This is a genomic window from Methylosinus sp. shoA (genome assembly GCF_059718125.1).
Genome location: NZ_AP046091.1, coordinates 671,566 through 691,013, shown reverse-complemented (window position 1 = coordinate 691,013; position 19,448 = coordinate 671,566). Strand labels below are relative to the sequence as shown.

At 66.5% G+C, this 19,448-nt stretch carries 20 protein-coding genes; 10 read left to right on the top strand and 10 right to left on the bottom strand.

Annotation, left to right across the window (positions count from 1 at the left end; genetic code table 11):
- Positions 1-9 precede the first annotated feature (9 nt).
- The 4 genes from trpB to AC6IW9_RS03180 all read right to left on the bottom strand — a co-directional run bounded on the left by trpB (position 10) and on the right by AC6IW9_RS03180 (position 3,151).
- Positions 10-1,257: a tryptophan synthase subunit beta gene (gene trpB / locus AC6IW9_RS03195; protein ID WP_497769108.1), complete on the bottom strand. Its 1,248-nt coding sequence runs from the start codon at positions 1,255-1,257 to the stop codon at positions 10-12.
- Between the two features lie 79 nt (positions 1,258-1,336).
- Positions 1,337-1,777: a DUF29 domain-containing protein gene (locus AC6IW9_RS03190; protein WP_497769105.1), complete on the bottom strand. Its 441-nt coding sequence runs from the start codon at positions 1,775-1,777 to the stop codon at positions 1,337-1,339.
- A gap of 70 nt (positions 1,778-1,847) precedes the next feature.
- Positions 1,848-2,495, bottom strand: coding sequence for a phosphoribosylanthranilate isomerase (locus AC6IW9_RS03185; protein ID WP_497769102.1), 648 nt, complete (start codon positions 2,493-2,495; stop codon positions 1,848-1,850).
- A 488-nt stretch (positions 2,496-2,983) separates the two neighbouring features.
- Positions 2,984-3,151 carry a hypothetical protein gene (locus tag AC6IW9_RS03180; RefSeq protein ID WP_497769099.1) on the bottom strand — a complete coding sequence of 56 codons (168 nt, stop codon included), beginning with the start codon at positions 3,149-3,151 and terminating at the stop codon, positions 2,984-2,986.
- Between the two features lie 316 nt (positions 3,152-3,467).
- Between AC6IW9_RS03180 and hpnH the strand changes: the two genes are divergently transcribed.
- Positions 3,468-4,619 carry an adenosyl-hopene transferase HpnH gene (gene hpnH, locus AC6IW9_RS03175; RefSeq protein WP_497769095.1) on the top strand — a complete coding sequence of 384 codons (1,152 nt, stop codon included), beginning with the start codon at positions 3,468-3,470 and terminating at the stop codon, positions 4,617-4,619.
- On the opposite strand, the gene AC6IW9_RS03170 is transcribed toward hpnH, so the two are convergent.
- Genes AC6IW9_RS03170 through AC6IW9_RS03155 form a run of 4 tightly spaced genes read right to left on the bottom strand, consistent with a single transcriptional unit; the run spans position 4,560 to position 7,989 of the window.
- Positions 4,560-5,270 (bottom strand): phosphorylase, encoded by a 711-nt coding sequence (locus tag AC6IW9_RS03170; RefSeq protein ID WP_497769092.1) that lies wholly within the window; start codon positions 5,268-5,270, stop codon positions 4,560-4,562. The two genes, hpnH and AC6IW9_RS03170, sit on opposite strands and share 60 nt — an antisense overlap.
- 7 nt (positions 5,271-5,277) lie before the next feature.
- Positions 5,278-7,245, bottom strand: a complete 1,968-nt coding sequence (gene shc, locus AC6IW9_RS03165; RefSeq protein ID WP_497769089.1) for a squalene--hopene cyclase — start codon at positions 7,243-7,245, stop codon at positions 5,278-5,280.
- A gap of 40 nt (positions 7,246-7,285) precedes the next feature.
- A complete protein-coding gene (locus AC6IW9_RS03160) occupies positions 7,286-7,588 on the bottom strand; it encodes a helix-turn-helix domain-containing protein (protein WP_497769086.1) in 303 nt (100 codons plus the stop codon).
- Between the two features lie 11 nt (positions 7,589-7,599).
- The gene (locus tag AC6IW9_RS03155) at positions 7,600-7,989 is read right to left on the bottom strand and encodes a hypothetical protein (RefSeq protein WP_497769082.1); all 390 of its coding nucleotides are present in this window, start codon (positions 7,987-7,989) and stop codon (positions 7,600-7,602) included.
- A gap of 159 nt (positions 7,990-8,148) precedes the next feature.
- Here AC6IW9_RS03155 and AC6IW9_RS03150 point away from each other — a divergent pair, with 159 nt between their 5' ends.
- Complete coding sequence (locus tag AC6IW9_RS03150; RefSeq protein WP_497769080.1) at positions 8,149-8,520, top strand: Rieske (2Fe-2S) protein; 372 nt, start codon at positions 8,149-8,151, stop codon at positions 8,518-8,520.
- A 73-nt stretch (positions 8,521-8,593) separates the two neighbouring features.
- The gene (locus tag AC6IW9_RS03145; protein ID WP_497769077.1) at positions 8,594-9,346 is read left to right on the top strand and encodes a hypothetical protein; all 753 of its coding nucleotides are present in this window, start codon (positions 8,594-8,596) and stop codon (positions 9,344-9,346) included.
- Positions 9,347-9,363: 17 nt separating this feature from the next.
- Here AC6IW9_RS03145 and AC6IW9_RS03140 read toward each other — a convergent pair whose 3' ends face one another.
- Entirely contained in the window at positions 9,364-10,104 is a 741-nt protein-coding gene (locus AC6IW9_RS03140) for an ABC transporter ATP-binding protein (protein WP_497769074.1), read from the bottom strand.
- Positions 10,094-10,960, bottom strand: a complete 867-nt coding sequence (locus AC6IW9_RS03135) for an ABC transporter permease (protein WP_497769071.1) — start codon at positions 10,958-10,960, stop codon at positions 10,094-10,096. The genes AC6IW9_RS03140 and AC6IW9_RS03135 overlap by 11 nt, the downstream gene beginning before the upstream one ends.
- Before the next feature lie 92 nt (positions 10,961-11,052).
- On the opposite strand from AC6IW9_RS03135, the gene hrcA reads away from it, so the two are divergent.
- The 7 genes from hrcA to AC6IW9_RS03100 all read left to right on the top strand — a co-directional run bounded on the left by hrcA (position 11,053) and on the right by AC6IW9_RS03100 (position 19,323).
- Positions 11,053-12,156 (top strand): heat-inducible transcriptional repressor HrcA, encoded by a 1,104-nt coding sequence (gene hrcA / locus AC6IW9_RS03130; RefSeq protein WP_497769069.1) that lies wholly within the window; start codon positions 11,053-11,055, stop codon positions 12,154-12,156.
- A gap of 4 nt (positions 12,157-12,160) precedes the next feature.
- On the top strand, positions 12,161-13,291 hold the full coding sequence (lldD, locus tag AC6IW9_RS03125; protein ID WP_497769067.1) for an FMN-dependent L-lactate dehydrogenase LldD: 1,131 nt from the start codon (positions 12,161-12,163) through the stop codon (positions 13,289-13,291).
- A 302-nt stretch (positions 13,292-13,593) separates the two neighbouring features.
- The gene (locus AC6IW9_RS03120) at positions 13,594-14,598 is read left to right on the top strand and encodes a DUF2778 domain-containing protein (protein ID WP_497769065.1); all 1,005 of its coding nucleotides are present in this window, start codon (positions 13,594-13,596) and stop codon (positions 14,596-14,598) included.
- A gap of 225 nt (positions 14,599-14,823) precedes the next feature.
- The gene (locus AC6IW9_RS03115; protein ID WP_497769062.1) at positions 14,824-15,723 is read left to right on the top strand and encodes a tyrosine-protein phosphatase; all 900 of its coding nucleotides are present in this window, start codon (positions 14,824-14,826) and stop codon (positions 15,721-15,723) included.
- 10 nt (positions 15,724-15,733) lie between these two features.
- On the top strand, positions 15,734-16,405 hold the full coding sequence (locus AC6IW9_RS03110; RefSeq protein WP_497769060.1) for a polysaccharide biosynthesis/export family protein: 672 nt from the start codon (positions 15,734-15,736) through the stop codon (positions 16,403-16,405).
- Between the two features lie 45 nt (positions 16,406-16,450).
- Positions 16,451-18,748 carry a GumC family protein gene (locus tag AC6IW9_RS03105; RefSeq protein ID WP_497769056.1) on the top strand — a complete coding sequence of 766 codons (2,298 nt, stop codon included), beginning with the start codon at positions 16,451-16,453 and terminating at the stop codon, positions 18,746-18,748.
- On the top strand, positions 18,745-19,323 hold the full coding sequence (locus tag AC6IW9_RS03100; protein WP_497769052.1) for a hypothetical protein: 579 nt from the start codon (positions 18,745-18,747) through the stop codon (positions 19,321-19,323). The genes AC6IW9_RS03105 and AC6IW9_RS03100 overlap by 4 nt, the downstream gene beginning before the upstream one ends.
- Positions 19,324-19,448 lie beyond the last annotated feature (125 nt).

The following is a 19,448-nucleotide window of genomic DNA, read 5'->3' as shown; positions in this document are numbered from 1 at the left end:
CGCCGCGTCTCACATCCCGCCGAGATGCTCCGCGACCGCGAAAATATCCTTGTCGCCGCGGCCGCACAGATTCATCACCATCAGATGATCGCGCGGCTTGCCCGGCGCGAGATCGATGACCTTGGCCAGCGCATGCGAGGGCTCGAGCGCCGGGATGATCCCCTCGAGCTTGGAGCACAACTGGAACGCCGCGAGCGCCTCCTCGTCGGTCGCCGAGAGATAATTCACGCGGCCGATGTCGCGCAGCCAGGAATGTTCCGGGCCGATGCCGGGATAATCGAGGCCGGCCGAGATGGAGTGGCCTTCGAGTATCTGGCCGTCGTCGTCCATCAGGAGATAGGTGCGGTTGCCGTGCAGCACGCCCGGCCGGCCGCCGGCGAGCGAGGCGGCGTGGCCGTTCGGCACGTCGAGCCCATGGCCCGCCGCCTCCACGCCGTAAATCTCCACCGACGCATCGTCGAGGAAGGGATGGAACAGGCCGATGGCGTTGGAGCCGCCGCCGATGCAGGCGACGAGCGAATCGGGCAGGCGCCCCTCCGCCTCCAGCATTTGCGCGCGCGCTTCGTTGCCGATCACCGATTGGAAATCGCGCACCATGGCGGGGTAGGGATGAGGCCCGGCGGCCGTGCCGATGCAATAGAAGGTGTTCGCGACATTGGTCACCCAGTCGCGCAGCGCCTCGTTCATGGCGTCCTTCAGCGTGCGCGCGCCGGATTGCACGGGCCGCACCTCGGCGCCGAGCATCTTCATGCGGAACACATTGGGTTTTTGGCGCTCGACATCGACCACGCCCATATAGACCACGCATTCGAGGCCGAAGCGCGCGCAAGCCGTGGCGGTGGCGACGCCGTGCTGGCCGGCGCCCGTCTCGGCGATGATGCGCTTCTTGCCCATGCGCCGCGCGAGCAGGATCTGGCCCAGCACATTGTTGATTTTGTGCGCGCCGGTATGATTGAGCTCGTCGCGCTTGAAATAGATCTTGGCGCCGCCGTCCCCGCCTCGCTCCGCCGCCTGCGCGCGCAAATGCTCGGTCATGCGCTCGGCGTAATAGAGCGGGCTCGGCCGGCCGACATAATGTTTGAGCAGGTTGTCCAGCTCGGATCGATAGGCGGGGTCGGCCTTGGCCTCCCCATAGGCGCGCTCGAGGTCGAGGATCAGCGGCATCAAGGTCTCGGCGACGAAGCGGCCGCCGAACAGACCGAAGCGGCCGTTCTCGTCCGGTCCGTTTCGAAAGGAATTCGGAGCCTGCTGATTCATCGCGCGTCCTCGCCGGTCTCTTTGCGCGGCTGTCTTAGACCCTCCGCCGCCGCGATGAAAGCGGGACGCGGGAGGTCTGTCACGCCTCCGGCCAGAAGCCATTGTCCATGATCTGTTCGAAGGACCAGGGGCAGGTCGGCGGAAAGGTCTCTTCCGCGAGATTTGTCTCGACCGCGGCTTTACGGCGCGCATAGCGATAGGCCGAGGCCAGCGCGGGATCGATGAGAGACTTCAGGCTCGGATTGTCGTCCAGATGGTCGACGATCTCGTCCCGCGAATTGGCGATGGACAGGCGCCAGGAGTTTCCGCGGCCGACGGGCTGATGCCGCCATTTCAGCAGATGCAGCAGCAGCACGGTCAGCCGGCTGACGAGTTCGCGCTTCTCGGTCCGGCCCATGCTCTCGATCTCCTCGGCGATATGGGCGATGTCCGCGTGGGTGAGATCACCGGCGCGCAACAGCGCCGCTTGCTCCTTCGCCCAGGCATAGAAATCTCTGTCATAGAGGTCTGATCCCGCCATGGCCGGCTCCTTCGGGCGGCGGCCCGCCGTCCGTCCGCATCCTCTCATATCGCGCCGATAATTGTCGAAGTCATCGAGGAGCCGCCCGCGCCGCCGCGACGAAAGCCGCGATCTTGCCCTCGTCCTTCACGCCCCGGACGCTCTCGACGCCCGACGAGACATCGACCGCCGGCGCGCCAGTCGTCCGCAGCGCTTCGGCCACATTGCCGGGGTCGAGCCCGCCCGACAGCATCCATTCGCCGCCCGAATAGAAGCGCAGCGCCTCCCAATCGAAGGCGACGCCCGCGCCGCCGGGGACCGTTGCGCCGGGCGCGGGCAGGGCGTCGAAGAGCAGAACATCCGCCGCGCCGCGATAGGCGGCCGCGCGCGCCACATCGGCGGCCGTCGCGACGCCGATCGCCTTGATGACGGGCAGGCCGAAGCGCGCCTTCACCGCGGCGACGCGCTCGGGCGTCTCCTTCCCGTGCAATTGCAGCAGGTCCGGCTGCAGCGCCTCGACGATCGCGTCGAGATCGGCGTCGGGGGCGTCGACGTTGAGCGCGACCTTGCGGATGCGTCCCTGCGCGGCCCGGCCGAGCAGGCGAGCAGTCTCGAGCGAAACATGGCGCGGGCTCTTCTCGAAGAAGACGAAGCCCGCGAAGTCGGCGCCGGCCGCGATCGTCGCCTCGAGCGTCGGCAGAGTGGAAAGGCCGCAGATCTTGACGCGGATGCCGGACATCTTCGTCTCCCGCGCCTCGGGGCGCCCGGTCGAATTCGGAGCTCTTCTATCATCATCTATCATCATCGGCTCGCGGGCGAAAAAAAGCCTCGCGCGGCCGCAGCCGGCGAGGCAAGTCATTCGGATCGCCACATGATGCGTCCAGCAGGGCGCATGATGGAGCTCTCGAGTGGTAATGCTATGGGGTTTCGGCAAAAACCGCCAATTTCGAGAGATCGCGGGGTCCAGCGGCGGCGCCTCGGTTCGCGCGGGCGTGCAATCGGGCGTTTCCGCGCAGGGGCGCCGGGCGGGTCGAACACGCTGAAATGCGGAAGGGAGAGGCGCGCCGTTTCGCCCGCTCCGAATGGAAAGCGGGCGTCCGATTGCGCGACCGACCGGGCGGCCGGCGAGAGGGCCCGGACGCTGCGCCGGCGTCGGAGCCGCCGACGCCGGCCTGTCGAATGCGATCATCCCGGAAGCGTGGCCGGGACATCCAGGCTTTCGGGCTTTCAGTTGATCATGCGGCTCGTGGCGCCGGTGCCGCCGGTGATGTTCGCGCTGTCGGGCGCGAGCCATTCCGGCCCCTTGGTCAGCGCGATGGCGACGAAGGCGACCGCGGCCGCGATCCACAATATGGTCTTGCCCAGATCGCCGCTGCTGTGAACTTGCAACGTCATTGTTCTTCTCCCTCTTCGTGTCGGACCGAGCGTTCCACGACGCGACGCTCGGTCCGCTTCTTCGCTCCAGGCCGACTGACTGCGGCCGAAGTCGATAATTGCGGGGCGCGCTTTCGACGAAACCGCCAGTTTCGATAATCGAAGGGGTCCAGCCCCCACGCGCCCGCGGCCGGGCCGCGCGCCTGCGGCCGCCGGTTTGCTCGGCGGAGCTTTCGTGTTAGAGCAGAACCTCGATCGCGCTCGGTTCGCGATGCGTCCGCGCAGGTTTGCGCGTCGTCGGCGAGAGCCGGGGCGCGCGGCAGAAGGAACAGCGTTCTTGTCTATTCCGCTCCGCTATATTTGGTCGATCGGCGGCTATATCCTTCGCCAGCATCTCGCAGGCCGGAAGCGCTATCCGCTGGTGCTGATGCTGGAGCCCTTGTTCCGCTGCAATCTCGCCTGCGCCGGCTGCGGCAAGATCGACTATCCGGACCATATTCTCGACAAGCGGCTCTCCGCCGCCGACAGTCTCGCCTCGGTCGACGAATGCGGCGCGCCGGTCGTCGTCATCGCCGGCGGCGAGCCGCTGCTGCACAAGGAGCTGCCGCAGATCGTCGAAGGCATCGTGGCGCGCAAGAAATTCGCCATCGTCTGCACCAATGCGCTGCTGCTCGCCAAGAAGATCGATCAATATGAGCCGAGCCCCTATTTCACCTGGTCGATCCATCTCGACGGCGACGAGGAGATGCACGACCGCGCGGTGAGCCAGAAGGGCGTCTACAAGCGCGCCGTCGCGGCGATCGCACTGGCGAAATCGAAGGGCTTCCGCGTCACCATCAACAGCACCTTCTTCCAGGACGCCGATCCCGAACGCGTCGCGGACTTCTTCGACGACGTGAAGCGTCTGGGCGTCGATGGCATGACCGTGTCGCCGGGCTACGCCTATGAGCGCGCGCCGAACCAGGCGCATTTCTTGAACCGCGCGCGCACCAAGGAGCTGTTCCGCGGCATTCTGCGGCGCGGACGCGGCGGCAAGGCCTGGTCCTTCGTCCAATCCACGCTGTTCCTCGATTTTCTCGCCGGCAATCAGACCTATCATTGCACGCCCTGGGGCAATCCGGCGCGCACCGTGTTCGGCTGGCAGCGGCCTTGCTATCTCGTCGGCGAGGGCTACGTCCCGACCTTCAGGCAGCTGATGGAGGAAACCGATTGGGACTCCTTCGGCGTCGGCAATTACGAGAAATGCGCCGATTGCATGGTGCATTGCGGCTTCGAGGCGACCGCCGTGCAGGACGCCGTCGTGCGTCCCTGGAAGGCGGCCTGGGTCGCATTGCGCGGCGTGCGCACCGAGGGCGAGTTCGCGCCCGACATTCCGCTCGATAAGCAGCGGCCGGCGCAATATGTCTTCGACGCCAATGTGGCGACCTTGTCAGAGCTCCGGGAGGCCGAGGCTCAGAAGCGGGCCGAGAAGACGCCCACAGCGGCCTAAAGTCGCCGAGGATTTGCAGAAGTCCATCCCCGCGAGGATGAGATCGCCGATCTGGCGCGGCTCGCGAGCGAGATCGCGGAACACGGCCCGAAGGTCGACGCCGCCGTCCGGCGTCACCGCGGTCTGCGCCAGAGGCGGCAGAGCGCGCGCCGCGGGATCGTTGATGACGCGCACGACGGCGAGCGGCAGGCGCCGCCGCGCCGCGAAATCCGCCGCTATATGCGACTCCATGTCGACGGCGACGGCGCCGGTCTGCGTCCGCAGCGTCGCCTTGGCCTTGGGATCGAGGACAGGCGCCTCGACTCCGACGATGGCGCCGGAGACGATCTTGCCGCCCGCGGCGGCGAGCCCTTCGCTCAATATGGCCGACAGCTCCGCGCTGGTGTCGTAACGCTCGCCGTCGGCGATCACGGCGCCGCCGATGACCACGTCGCCAGGATGCAGCGCCGGGTCCAGGCCGCCTGCGATGCCGAAGCTGACGACGCCGGCGAGCGCGAAGCCCTGCGTGCGCTCCAGCGCCGCGCGCAGCCCTTCCGTATCGGCGCCGCTGCAGATCGGCACGAGCCCCTCGCCCTCCGCGCAGGCGCGTTCGCTGAGCAGCCCCGTGATGATGAGAAAGCGCGGGGGCTCCTCGTCGTCATGGCCGTTCAAGCCGCGTCTAGAGGCCGGTCTGGACAATTTTGCTGTTGCCTCTCTGCAGATTGCGGAAGCGCGCCAGCGCCCACAGCGGGAAGAATTTCGCGTAGCCGTGATAGCGCAGATAGAAGACGCGCGGGAAGCCGGTGGCGGTGAATCGCTCCTCCTTCCACAGGCCGTCCTCGGCCTGATGGGCCTGGAGATAGGCGATCCCGCGCGCGACTGCGAGATGGTCGACCTCGCCCGCCGCCATCAGCGCGAGCAGGGCCCACGCGGTCTGCGACGGCGTGCTCGGCGCCTTCTCATAGCCGCGATAGTCGAGCTTGTAGCTGTCGCCGTCCTCTCCCCAGCCTCCGTCCTCGTTCTGAATGGCGACGAGCCAGTCGACCGCGCGGCGCATGGCGCGATGCTCCGGCCTGAAGCCGGCGGCGTTCAGCGCGCAGAGCGCCGACCATGTCCCATAGATATAGTTCATCCCCCAGCGGCCGAACCAGCTGCCGTCGGGCATTTGCTCGGCGAGCAGATAATCGACGCCGGCCTTCAGCCTCGGGCTCGTCTCCGGCTTCTCGCCGAGTTGGGCGAGCATGGAAACGCAGCGCGCCGAAACGTCGGCTGTCGGCGGATCGAGCAGCGCGCCGTGATCGGCGAAGGGAATGTGGTTGAGATAGTCATGCTCGTTGTCGGCGTCGAAGGCGCCCCAGCCGCCGTTCCTGCTCTGCAGCCCGTCGATCCATTCGCGCGCGCGGGCGATGCGTTCGTCATAGGGCTGCGCGCCGCCGCGGTAGGCGCGATCCATCGCCGTCACCACCACGGCCGTGTCGTCGACGTCCGGATAATAGGCATTGGCGTATTGAAAGGCCCAGCCGCCCGGGCGCACGTCGGGACGCTGCACGGCCCAGTCGCCTTTCACATCGAGCACTTGCAAGGGCGCGAGCCATTCGAGCCCGGCGCGCACGCGCGCCTCGTTCTCCTCCCCGCCGACCTCGAGCAGCACATGGCAGGCGAGCGCCGTGTCCCACACCGGCGAGACGCAGGGCTGGCAATAGGCTTCGTCCTCCTTGATCACCAGCAGACGCTCGATCGATTCGCGCGCGAGCTTCACGCGGTCGTCGTCGGCGGGGACGCCGAGCACGTCATACATTTCGAGGCTGTTGACCATGGCCGGAAAGATCGCGCCGAGCCCGTCGACGCCATTGAGCCGCTCGGTCACGAAGGCTTCCGCCGCACGAATGGCGCGCTGGCGTGGACCTTTGGGAAAAAAAGGCTCGGCGGCGCGCAGAATTTTGTCGATGGCGCCGAAGACGGCGATCAGCGCCGGGTGCTGATGCGCGCCCTTGGGCCACTCCTTCACGTCCTCCGGCGGCGTCGTGAACAATTCGCGGATATGCACGCCCAGCCTGTTCACCGCCTGCGGCTTCAGGCTCTGCAGCACCAGCAGCGGCACGAGGACGGTGCGACCCCAATAGGAGATCTTGTCGATGTGGAACGGGAACCACTTCGGCAGCAGCATGATCTCCACAGGCATGGCCGGGACGGCGCGCCAGGGAACCTCGCCATAGAGCGCGAGCAGCGCGCGCGTGAACACATTGCTGCGCGCCGCGCCGCCATTGGCGAGGATCGCCGCGCGCGCCCGCTCCATATGCGGCGCATGAATATCGTCGCCGATCATCTTCAGCGCGAAATAGGCCTTCACGCTCGCGCTCATGTCGAAGGCGCCTTCGTGGAACAGCGGCCAGCCGCCATGCGCGCCCTGCGTGCGGCGCAGATAATTGCCGATCTTGGCCTCGAGCGCGCGGTCGATCGGCTCGTCGCGATAATGGCGCATCAGCACATATTCGGCGGGAATAGTCGCGTCCGCCTCCAGCTCGAAGCACCAATGGCCGTCGCTCCGGCCGAGCGCCGTCAGCGCGCGCGTCGCCGTCGCGATGCTCGCGTCGAGCGTGTCGGCGGAGAATTCGGGCGGCTTCGGCGCCAGCGCAATCACGGTCATGTCGGTCCTTTCGTCCGATAGTGCCTATAAGGTCTCTTGGTCACATCCGCGCGACGCGCAGGCTCGGCGCCTCGGCGCCGCTCGGCGGCTTCACGACGATCTCGACGTCCTGCCCGAGCGCCACGAGAAAACGCAGCAGCCGCTCGACCGAGAATTGCCGGAAATCGCCGCGCAGCATCTTCGATACGTCGGGCTGCTTGACGCCGAGGAGGCCCGCGGCCTCGACCTGCTTCAGGCCGCGCTCCTTCATCAAACGGCCGATCTTGCCGACGAGCTGCGCCTTGAGCGTGTTGTCTTCCCCGAACGGCGTTCCGATCGCCTCGGCTGTCTGCTGGTTCGGCATCGCTCCCGCCTTCAGTGCAGAAACGCCTTGTAGAAAAGCGCGAGCTGGAACGCGAGCGTGAAGCCGATCATCCATTTCACCAACGCGAAATCGCCCTCGAGCCGAGTGATCTTCATGTCGAGCCGATGGTCGACGGCGTCGATCTTGGAGCCGAGTTCGTGCTTGGCGGATTCGAAATCGTTCTTCAGGGCGGCGATCTGCCCGCCGAGCTCGGTTCTGACATCCGAGATCTGCCCGCCGAGCTCGGTTCTGACATCCGAGATCTGCCCGCCGAGCGCGTGCTTTGCCGCCTCGAGATCGGTCTTGGTGGCCGCCTGGGAGTCGATCAGTTCCGCGAGCGCGGTCACCTGCTCCGTGGAAAAGCCAGCCGCCTGCAGTTTCAAGATCGCCGATGCGCTCATCGCAGATCGTCTCCTCGCGGACTGGATATAGTGATCTTCCTATATCGTCAAGCGGGTCGTCGGCGCTCCCCGCCGGCTGGCTCATCGCTTGCTAAAAACCTTTCCAGAGTTCGCTGCGTCTCTGTCGCGACGCGGCCATTGTTGGAAAGGGGTCAGCCGATGGACGATCTTTTTGTGATTTGTCGGACAGGCCACATCGAGGACGGCCAGGCCACCGGCTTCGTCCTGATGCGGGCCTACGACAATGGCGACACCAGGCCCTGGCCGATCCTGATCACCCGCAAGGGCAACAATTTCTATGGCTTCGAGAACTCCTGCCCGCACGAGCAGATGCGCCTCGACACGACCCCCGGCCAGTTCCTCGACGAGGACGGCAATTTCATCACCTGCGGGCGCCATCACTCGCAATTCGACCTCGACACCGGCCATTGCTTCATCGGCCCCTGCCAGGGCGCGAAGCTGACGCCCCTTTCGCTCATCGTCGACGACGGCGATCTCTGCATCACCGGCGTGATGCTGGCGGACGAGTGAGCGCGGCGCTTCGCGCGAGAGACGGAGCAGCGCGAAGCGCCGGGGACAGGAGAGAGGACAGCGAGGATCATTCATGACCGACATGGCGGAACTGCAGAAGCGCAAGCAGCCCCTCAATCTGGCGATCGTCTATGTGGACCCGGACGCCTTCATCGCCAATTACATGGGCTGGCTCGAAATCACGACCTTCATCACGGCGCTGCGAGCGGGCGACGCCCAGGTTCCCGCCGACGGCGTGACGCCCAAGCTTACCGACCAGCAGCTGAAGGGCGCGGCGGCGGTGAACTATGGCGGCGACGCGGTGTTCTCCTTCTTCATGACGGCGGCGCTGAAGGGCGACAAGGCCGCAGCGGACAAGGTCGAGGCCGCGCTCGTCGAGAGCATGGGCAAGGATTTTCCGGGCTCGACGGCGCTGTGGAGCTTCCGCACGCCGATCGACCCGCCGGTCAGCCTCGAGGATCACGTCGGCCTCGCCGGCAAGAAAATGCTGACGGGCGATATTCCGCCGCCGCCGCTGCGCGCCAAGGAGAATTGGAACGCCGGCCTGCGCTTCTTCGAGAAGACCCGCAAATCCAATTTCGTCCACGAGATCATGTATCCGCTCGCGCTGTGGAGTCGCGAGCGCTGGACCGAGACGCTGGAGAAAGGCGTCTCCTTCCTGACCCATATCGAGGACAATGTGCCGGTGTTGCGCGAGGTGCTGGAGGAGAAGCGCAATGATCAGGCATTCGTCGCCAATCTGCTGCTCAAATTGGCGCCGGCCATCGATCAGGAACTGACCGAGGACATGGAAGGGTTCCTGCGCTCGCTGGCGCGCCGGAACTGAGGCCGAGGCTCGCGGCGTCACGCCGCCGCGAGCACCACTTCCTTATATTCGGGGATCACGACCTCCGGCGCGCCGACGGCGCGCACCGACCCCTCGTCGATCCAGATGATCCGGTCGCAGAGGGTGGTGAGGAAGTCGAGATCGTGGGACACGACGAGGATCGTCCCGGTCTTGGCGAAATCGGCGATGAAGGCTTCGCATTTGGCCTGGAACACTTCGTCGCCGACCGACAGCGCCTCGTCGACGATGAGAATGTCGGCGTCGGCGTTGGCGCAGATGGCGAAGGCGACGCGCGCCAGCATGCCGCTCGAATAGAGCCGCATCGGCTGATCGAAGAAGGGCCCGATGTCGGCGAATTCGGCGATCGCCGGCAGGCGCTTCTCCACCTCCTTGCGCTTGAGCCCGAGAATGGCGCCGCCGATCATGGCGTTCTCGCGTCCCGTCAGCAGGCCGTCGAAGCCCGAGCCGAGCGCGAGGATCGGCGCCACCCGTCCCTTCACTTCGAAGAAGCCGCGGGTCGGGCGCGTGATGCCGCAGAGGATCTGCAGCAGCGTCGTCTTGCCCGCGCCATTGCGGCCGATGATGCCGACCTTCTCGCCCTTGCCGATGGAAAAGCCGATGTCGTGGAGCACCCAATGCTCCTTGTAGAACTTCCGCCACAGGCCGAACAGCACTTGCTTGAGCTGGTCGTTGCGGTGAAGATAGAGCTGGAAGGCCTTGCCGACGCCTTCGCAGCGGATGATGGTCTCAGATGACATCGACGATCACCGATTTGTAGCGCATGAAGAACTGGTAGCCGAAGATGAACACGCCATAGGAGACGACGACCAGCGCGATATAAGCGAGAGGATGGGGCAGCACTCCGTCGAGCGCGGCGCCGCGCAGCATCTCGATGTAATCTCCAACGAGGTTGAAGCGCAGCCAGAAGGAGAAATTGGGCGGCATCTGCGCGAGCCGATAGAAGATCGGCGTCGCGAACATCAGCACGGGCACGACCGACACCATGATGTAGGCGACGTCGCGCGTGAAGGCGCCGAGCGCCATCAGGAACCAGACGACGCCCATCATGAAGCAGGCGAAAGGCAGCACCAGCAGCGGCGTGAACAGGACCGTCCAGGGCAGCTCATGCGCCGTGACGAGGCGGAACGCGACATAGACCGCGAAGCTCACGCCGCCATAGACGAAGGCGCGGATAGTCGCCACCCAGGCGATGGTCTCGCTCGGAAAGATCGACTTCTTGATGAAGGTCACATGCTCATGCAGCAGGCCCGGCGCCCGATAGGCCAGCTCGCTGAACAGGTTGAAGACGATGAGCCCGATGAAGATGCCGGCCGCGTAGCCCGTCGTGCTCATGCCCTCGGAGAGCTGGGGCGCGGTGATGGAGAACAGCACCGTGTAGGTGAGCAGCATGATGAGCGGAGAGAGCACCGCCCACAGCGGCCCGAGCGCAGAGCCGCGGAATCGCACGGTGAGCTCCCGGCGCACCACGGCGCGGATCAGCTCCCGATGATGCCAGGCGCGCTCGAAGGGGGCGACGACGGCCGAAAGGGAGGTCGGGGCGAGCGGCTGCAGGTCGGAGCTCCTTTGCGAAAGGTGGTTGCGCCGAAGCCGCATAGACCAGTTCGCGGCGGTTCGTGTCAACGGTCGCCGACACGCAGGGCGGACAGGAGGCTTGACCCGCGCCGCCGAGGCGCCATTCTCTCGTCATGATCCGCGTGGGCCATCCTCTCGCGCCGCCGCCGGCGGGAACCAGCGGCTTCGCCAATCTCGGCGCCCGCCCGCGCGAGATTTTCCGCCAGATCGTCGATACTTATCTCGCGAGCGGCGATCCGGTCGGCTCGCGCCAGCTCTCGCGCCTGCTGCCGATGACGCTGTCTCCGGCCTCGGTCCGCAATGTGATGCAGGATCTCGAGGAATTGGGTCTCGTCTATGCTCCCCACACGAGCGCCGGCCGCATGCCGACCGAGCTCGGCTTGCGCTTCTTCGTCGATTCGCTGCTGCAGATCGGCGATATGGAGGAGAGCGAGCGCGCGCAGATCGAGGCTCAGGTCGAGGCCGCCTCCAAGGACCACGACCTCGAGGGCGTGCTGGCGGAGGCGACCAGCCTGCTCTCGGGGCTGACGCGGGGCGCCGCCGTGGTCGTCACCAGCAAGGACAATGCGCGGCTGAAGCAGATCGAGTTCGTGCGCCTCGAGCCGGAGCGGGCGCTCGCCATTCTCGTCGGCGAAGACGGATCGGTCGAGAATCGCGTGCTGCAGGTGCCGCGCGATCTGCCGGCCTCCTCGCTGGTGGAGGCGGCCAATTATCTCAACGCCCGCATCCGCGGGCGCACCCTCGCCGCGCTGCGCAGCGAGATCGAGGCGGCGCGCGAGGCGGCGCAGAGCGAGCTCGACGCGCTGACGGCGCGTCTCGTCGAGGCCGGGCTCGCGAGCTGGGGCGGAACCGGCGCCGAGCATCGCCAGCTCATCGTGCGCGGGCAGGCCAATCTGCTCGAGGATCTGACGGCCATGGCCGATCTCGAGCGCATCCGCCTGCTGTTCGCCGATCTCGAAACCAAGACCGAGGTCATCGACCTCTTGGAGCGGGCCGAGACGGGCGAAGGCGTGCGCATTTTCATCGGCTCGGAGAACAAGCTCTTTTCGCTCTCCGGCTCGTCGATGATCGCTGCGCCGCTGCACGACGGCAATAAGCGCATCGTCGGCGCGCTCGGCGTCATCGGCCCGACGCGGCTCAATTATGCGCGTATCGTGCCCATGGTGGATTACACGGCCAAGGTGGTGGCGCGGGTCGTCGCCGGCGGCGGCAAGTAGCGCGATGATCATCTCATGCGCCGCCGACTTCCGCGAAGCCGCGCGCAAAAAGCTGCCGCGCTTCCTGTTCGATTACATCGACGGCGGCGCCAATGAGGAGACGACGCTGCGCGCCAATGCCGAGGATCTGCGCGCCGTGCGCCTGCGCCAGCGCGTTCTGCGCAGCCTGTCCGAGGTCTCGCTCGGGACCGAGTTCTTCGGCCGTCCCGCCGATCTGCCGGTGATCCTCGCCCCGGTCGGCCTCGCCGGAATGGCGGCGCGGCGCGGCGAGGTCCAGTCCGCCGCGGCGGCCATGGCGAAGAACGTTCCGTTCACCCTCTCCACCGTGTCGATCTGTCCGCTCGAGGAGGTGGCGGCGGCCTGCCCGCGGCCGATCTGGTTCCAGCTCTATGTCTTGAAAGACCGCGGCTTCATGCGGCACATGCTGGAACGGGCGCGCGCCGCCGGGGTCGAGACGCTCGTCTTCACCGTCGATCTCCCGGTGCACGGCTCGCGCTATCGCGACGCCCATTCGGGCCTCTCCGGCCCCTTCGTGCGCACGCGCCGGCTGCTGCAGGCGGCCGGGCGGCCCGGCTGGGCCATGGACGTCGGCCTCATGGGGCGCCCGCACGATCTCGGCAACATCTCCAAATATCTCGGCAAGCGCACCGGCCTCCTCGATTATATCGGCTGGCTCGGCCGCAACATCGATCCGACCATCGGCTGGCGGGACATCGAATGGGTCCGCGAATTCTGGACCGGCCCGATGATCCTCAAGGGCATATTGGACGTCGAGGACGCGCGCGACGCCGTCCGCTTCGGCGCGGATGGAATCGTCGCCTCCAATCACGGCGGCCGCCAGCTCGACGGCGCGCTGTCGACGGCCGAGGCCTTGCCGCCGATCGCCGACGCCGTGGGAGGCGAGCTCACCATCCTCGCCGATTCGGGCGTGCGCTCCGGGCTCGATGTCGTGCGCATGCTGGCGCTCGGCGCCGAGGGGGTGATGCTCGGGCGCGCCGCGGCTTTCGCGCTCGCCGCGGGCGGGCGCGGCGGCGTCGAGACGATGCTCGACCTCCTCGCCAAAGAGATGCGCACCGCGATGATCCTCACGGGCGTGTCCTCGATCGCCGCGATCGACCGCTCGATCCTCTCCTGAGTCGATCCGTTCCGCCGAATCGGCGCGACGCGCGCTCCACGCTTTTTTCGAAAAGCATTCGCCGTTGTTTGCATCCTGTTTACCTTCCCGCGACATTCTCCGGGGGACGGTAATTGTGAAGCTCTGGATTGGAAAACAAAAAATAACGCGTCAAAAAAGCGCCAAATTGCGAATTCATTCTACCTATCATGCCGTGTCCGCGAGTGTGTGGCGGATCTCGCGCGACGATTCTCCAGTCCTTCGATGCAAAAAGAGCGTCGAAACAGCGTGCGTTACGGACAAAGCTCCGAAAGTGGGGGTGAATGACTCAGACGACCGGCGACAACAATGATCTCTATACCGAAAGCCGCCGCGCCTTTTCCCGCAAGATCGTCTTCTCGGCTGTTCTCCTTGCCGGCGCCGCAGTCTCCGGCGCGCTGATCTGTCTCGGAGACGGCGAGGAAGCCGTCGAGGCCGGTCGGGCCGCCGCCCGTTCGGACGTCAATCCATTCGGCGCCTTGGTCGTCGACCTGCGCGCGCGGATAACGGCCGCGGTCGAAGTCGCTTCGGTCGCGCCGCCCGAGGCGCGTCGCCTCCGAGCGTCGGCCGAAGCGCGCGGCGAGGCGGACGCGGCCGGGCCGGCCGACCTCCCGCCGGCGCCCGGGGCGTCGCCGCGCGCGCCGCTCGCCGAGCATCTCGCGCCGTTGCCGCCGCGCCGTCCCGCCGAATTCGCCTTTCCGCTCGGGCGCGAAGGTTTTGTCGCGCCGAGCCATGGCGTCGCGGCGCGGAAGACCGCGCTCTCCCCCGCGCCGGCCGACAATCGCTCGCTGTTCGAGAGGTTCTTCGGCGCGCTGCAGCCGACGACCTCCGCGCTCGCCTACGCGCCGTCCGATACACGCGTCTCGGACGCCTGGCGCGCGAGCGCCAATCCGGCGCTGCGCTACGAGGAGGGCACCGCCGTCTACGACATCACCGGCCACACGGTCTATCTGCCGGACGGCACGAAACTCGAGGCGCATTCCGGGCTCGGCGAGAAATTCGACGATCCGCGCTTCGCCCATGTGCGTATGCGCGGCGTCACCCCGCCGCATGTCTATGATCTCACCCTGCGCGAGAAGCCCTTCCACGGCGTGCGCGCGATCCGGCTGACGCCGATCGGCGGCGAGGCCAATATCTTCGGCCGCGTCGGCCTGCTCGCTCATACCTATATGCTCGGGCCGCGCGGCGATTCGAACGGCTGCGTGTCGTTCAGGAATTACGCGGCTTTCCTCCGCGCCTTCGAGAAGGGCGACATCAAGCGGCTCGTCGTCGTCGCGCGGCTCGACTGAACGGCGTCCACGTCGGGAATCATTGTTCGACAGGGGCGGCGGGAATGCGAGGCGTTCCCGCCGTCGTCGCGTCTCTCGCTCGCATGCGTTCGCGCCGGGCGTATAATTGCGTATGGACTTGGCGCCCCGAAGAGAGGAAACGAATTATGCGGCGTCAGCTCTCGCCGCATGCGCGTTTTGCGTGGAAGCCTTCGTTTATTCGTTCGCAATTGCCAAGATTTGCCGATGATCGATCTTCATTCGCATTTTCTGCCCGGCGTCGACGACGGCGCTTCCGATCTCGCGACGGCGCTGGAAATGGCGCGCCTGGCGGTCGCGGACGGCGTCACGATCCAGGCCTGCACGCCGCATATCCTGCCCGGCCTCTACCATAACACCGGGCCGCAGATTCGCCTCGCGACGCGCGCGCTGCAGGCGCAGCTCGACGAGAACGACATTCCGCTGACGCTCGTCGCGGGCGCCGACGTGCATATCGCGCCCGATCTCGTCGAGGGGCTGCGCTCGGGCCGTGTGCTGTCGATCGCCGACACGCGCTATGTGCTCGTCGAGCCGCCGCATCATGTCGCGCCGCTGCGCCTCGTCGAATCCTTCTTCAGCCTGCTTCTCGCCGGCTATGTTCCCATTCTCACCCATCCGGAGCGCCTGTCCTGGATCGGCTCGCACTATGCGTCGATCGAGAAGCTGTTTCAGAGCGGAGTGCTCATGCAACTCACGGCGGGCTCGCTCACCGGCGCGTTCGGACGCGCGCCGCGCTATTGGGCGGAGCGCATGCTGGACGAAGGACGCGCGCATATCCTCGCCTCGGACGCTCATGGGGTCGGGCGGCGGCGTCCCAATCTCGGCGAGGGATTCGAGGCGGCGGCGCAGCGCGTCGGTGAGGAGGAAGCCGCCCTGTTGGTGCTCGGCCGGCCGCGAATGATTCTGGCGAACGAGCCGCCCTCGCGGCTGCCCGCGCCCTCGCGGCTGCCCGCGCCCTCGCGCGCGGCCGTTGCGGCCGCCAATGCGCATGCGCGCTCGACGCGAACCAATGGGGGCGGTCATGGACATCATGTCGAGGCGGATCATGGCGGCGATGGCGACGGCTGGCGCGATTTTCTCGGCCGGGTGCGAGCTATCTTTCGATGATCGCGCGCGCGTGGGCGGAGCGGATTTCACCGGCTCGACACAGGCCGGCGAGCCCGCGCCGGAAGAGACGAAGCAGCTCGCGCAGACGGTCGGCGGCTTCGTCGCCGCGTCGACGCCGGGCAACACCGCCTATAAGATCGGCGCGCAGGACGTGATCGAGATCGTCGTGTTCAAAGTGCCCGAGCTCACGCGTGCGGCGCAGGTCGCGGATTCGGGCTCGATCAACCTGCCGCTCGTCGGCGAGTTTCCGGTCGCCGGCAAGACGGCCCAGCAGGTGGAGCGCGAGCTCGCCGCCAGGCTCGGCGCGACCTATCTCAAGTCGCCGCAAGTGTCGGTCTATGTGAAGGAGTTCAACAGCCAGCGCGTGACGATCGAAGGCGCGGTCAAGCGTCCGGGCGTCGTGCCGCTGCGCGGCAAATATTCGTTGCTGCAGGTGATCGCGCTCGCCGAAGGATTGGACCGGGACGTCGCATCGAACCAGCTGATGGTGTTTCGCACCCGCAATGGACAGCGCATCGCGGCCGAGTTCGACATGGACGCGATCCGCGAGGGACGTGCGCCGGACCCGGCGATCGAGGATGGCGACGTGATCGTCGTTCCGACCTCGTCCGGAAAGGTCGCGCTGAATTCCTTCCTGCGCATTACCCCGGCTCTCGCGGCCTTTCGCCCGTCTGTTTTCTGACCGCCCGCTTTCGTCGCCGATTCTTTTTTTCGAGGTCGAGCCCGCATGAACGACACGACGACGACGATCGACGGCGATTCGGGCAAGCTCGTTCCACGTCCCGCCGCCGCCTCCGCGCTCTACGGCGGCGCGGAGCATTCCAGCGGCTATGGCGGTCCCGCCGGCGCCGAGGCGGAGCCGACGCTCTGGGAATATTGGCGGATCCTTCTGCGGCACAAGTGGCAGGCGCTGGCGATCGTCTCGGCCGTCGTCGCGCTCGGCATGCTGCGCACATTGATGATGACGCCGCTCTACACGGCGGCGGCGCGCATGCAGATCGACCGCAGCGTCGCGCATGTGGTCGAGAACGGCAATGTTACGCCGGTGGAGGGCTCTGACACCGAATTCCTGCGCACCCAATATGAGCTGCTGCAGGGGTCGGCCATCGTGGAGCGCGCCACGTCGACGCTGAAGCTCGCCGACGAGACGGATTTCGTCGATCCGGCCGAAGCCGGGCTCTTCGCGGCGCTGAAGAAGATCGTGGGTTTCGGCGTGTCGCCGAGCGGGAGCGCCGACCACGCCGCCAGAGAGCAGGCCGCCGCGGAGCGCGTCCTCGCCAATCGGGCGATCAAGCCGGTCGCCGGCTCGCGCCTCGTCGACATCGCCTATACGGATCCGAGCCCGGCGCGCGCGCAGAGGATCGCAGCCGGCCTGGCTCAGGCCTTCGTCGATTCCAACCTCGACAAGCGATTTCAGGTCAACGCCTTCGCCAAGGCCTTCCTCGAGGACCAGATCCGGCAGCTGCAGATCCGGTTGCAGGACTCCGAGAAGCGCCTCGTCGAATTCGGGCAGAAGGAGCAGATCATCACGACCAACGAGAAATCGTCGATCGCGGAAAACAATCTCGCGGAGGGAAGCGCCGTGCTCGGACAGCTCGCGGCCGAGCGCATTCGCAACGAGCAGCTCTACAAGCAGGTCGCGCAGGCCAGAGCCGTCAACCTTCTGCAATTTCTCGGCAACAGGATGGTGGAGGACCTGCGCGAGAAGCGCAACGCGCTCGTCACCGAATATCAGGAGAAGCTCGAGACGTTCAAGCCGAACTATCCGGGCATGGTTCAGATCAGCAACAAGATCAAAGAAATCGACCGCCAGATCGAGGTGGAGATCAAGGCGGTCAAGGATTCCTACAAAGGCGCTTACGAAGCTTCGCTCAGTCAAGAGAAAGAGATGAAGGCGCGCGTCGAGACTTTGCGCGCCGAAGTGCTCGATCTGCAGGAGCGCAGCATCCAATATAATATTCTGAAGCGCGAGGTCGACACCAATCGGGCGCTCTACGAGCATCTGCTGCAGCGCTTCAAGGAGGTCGACGTCGCGAGCGGCGCGGGCGCGAACAATGTGTTCATCGTCGAGCAGGCGCATCTGCCGGCCACGCCGTCCTCGCCGCAGACCAGTCGCAATCTGCTCATTTCGCTGCTGCTCGGCGTCGCCGCGGCGGCGGCGTTCATCTTCCTGCTCGAGAAATTCGACGACACGGTCAGCACGGCGGAGGAGCTCGAGCGTCTGACCGGGCTCGCGACGCTCGGCCTCATTCCGCAGATCGAAGGCGAAGGACGAACGATCGAGGAAGAGCTCGCCGAGCTTCGCTCGGGCGTATGCGAAGCCTATCGCTCCTTGTGCACCTCTCTGCATTTCGCGACGGAGAGCGGACTGCCGAAGAGCCTGCTCGTCACCAGTTCGGCGGCGGGCGAAGGCAAGTCGACGACGGCGCTCGCCATCGCCCGCCATTTCGCGACCTTGGGGCTCAAGGTCCTCATCATCGACGCCGATCTCCGCCGTCCGTCTCTGCATGGGCGCTTCGGGCTCGACAACAGCATGGGACTGAGCAATTATCTCTCTGGCGGATGCCCGCCGCCCAAGGCGATACAGAACACGTCCACCGATAATCTCGTGTTCATGCCGTCGGGCCCCATCCCGCCCAATCCGGCCGATCTCCTCGCCAGCTCGCGCTTCATGACTCTGCTCACGGTCGGCGCGGAAGTATTCGATCTCATCGTCATCGACAGTCCGCCGGTGCTCGGCCTCGCCGACGCTCAGCTTCTCTCCAATGTCGCGGCGGCGACCGTCTTCGTCATTCGTTCCGGCGGCACGCGCAAGGGCCAGTTGCGTCATTCCTTGAAGCGCCTGCGCTTCGCACGCGCCAATGTCGTCGGCGGCGTGCTGACGCGTCAGCACGCCAAAGCCGGCGCCTATGGATATGGCTACAGAAACGGTTACGGCTATGGGTATGGCTATGGCCGGGACGAAGCTCCCAAGGGAATCGCCGCGGCGGCGGAGCCGGAGAGGGTCGAGGAGAGCCACGCGTGACGGGGCGAGCGACCGCGCTGAGATCGGCCATCGATCTGGTGCAGGCGCCCTCCCGCGTCCGTGTGGCGCGATCCGGCCCATTGCCGGACGACATGCTCCTGTTGCTGCGCGTCGCCGCGCGCGACGAGGAGGCGCTCGCTCGAGCCGAAGAAACGAGCGGCCGCACGCGCGAGCTCCTTCATGCGGCGGCGATGTTCTTCGTCGAACAGATTCTGCTCGCTCCCGAATCCGACAGCTATCGCATTCTCGGCGGCGACGCGGCGACGCCGACGGCAGAGCTGCGCCGCAACATGGCGTTGCTTCTGCGCAGCCTGCATCCCGACGTCGATCCGCAGGGCGAGAGCCATGCGCCGGCCGCGCGCATCGCGCAGGCGTGGAACGATGTGAAGACGCCCGAACGCCGCACCGCTTATGACGCAAATCTCGCGCAGGCGCCGGCGCGGGCCTCGCGCCGCATCGGCAAAAAGCGCAGGCTCCGCCGTGTGTCCGCGCCCGGCGCCCACGCACGGCCGGGCCTGTTGATGCGCGCGTTGCTGTTTCTTTTCCGGCGCCGGGGCGCCGCCGGCGGCGCATGAGCGGCCTGCGGCGCGAAGTCGTCGGTCGGCTCGCGCCGCCCAATCGCGCTGGGGCTTTCAGGGAGGCGACGGCTTTCTGCTGGCGCAGCGCATCGTGCGAAGCTCGAGCGCATGAGCGCAGGCCT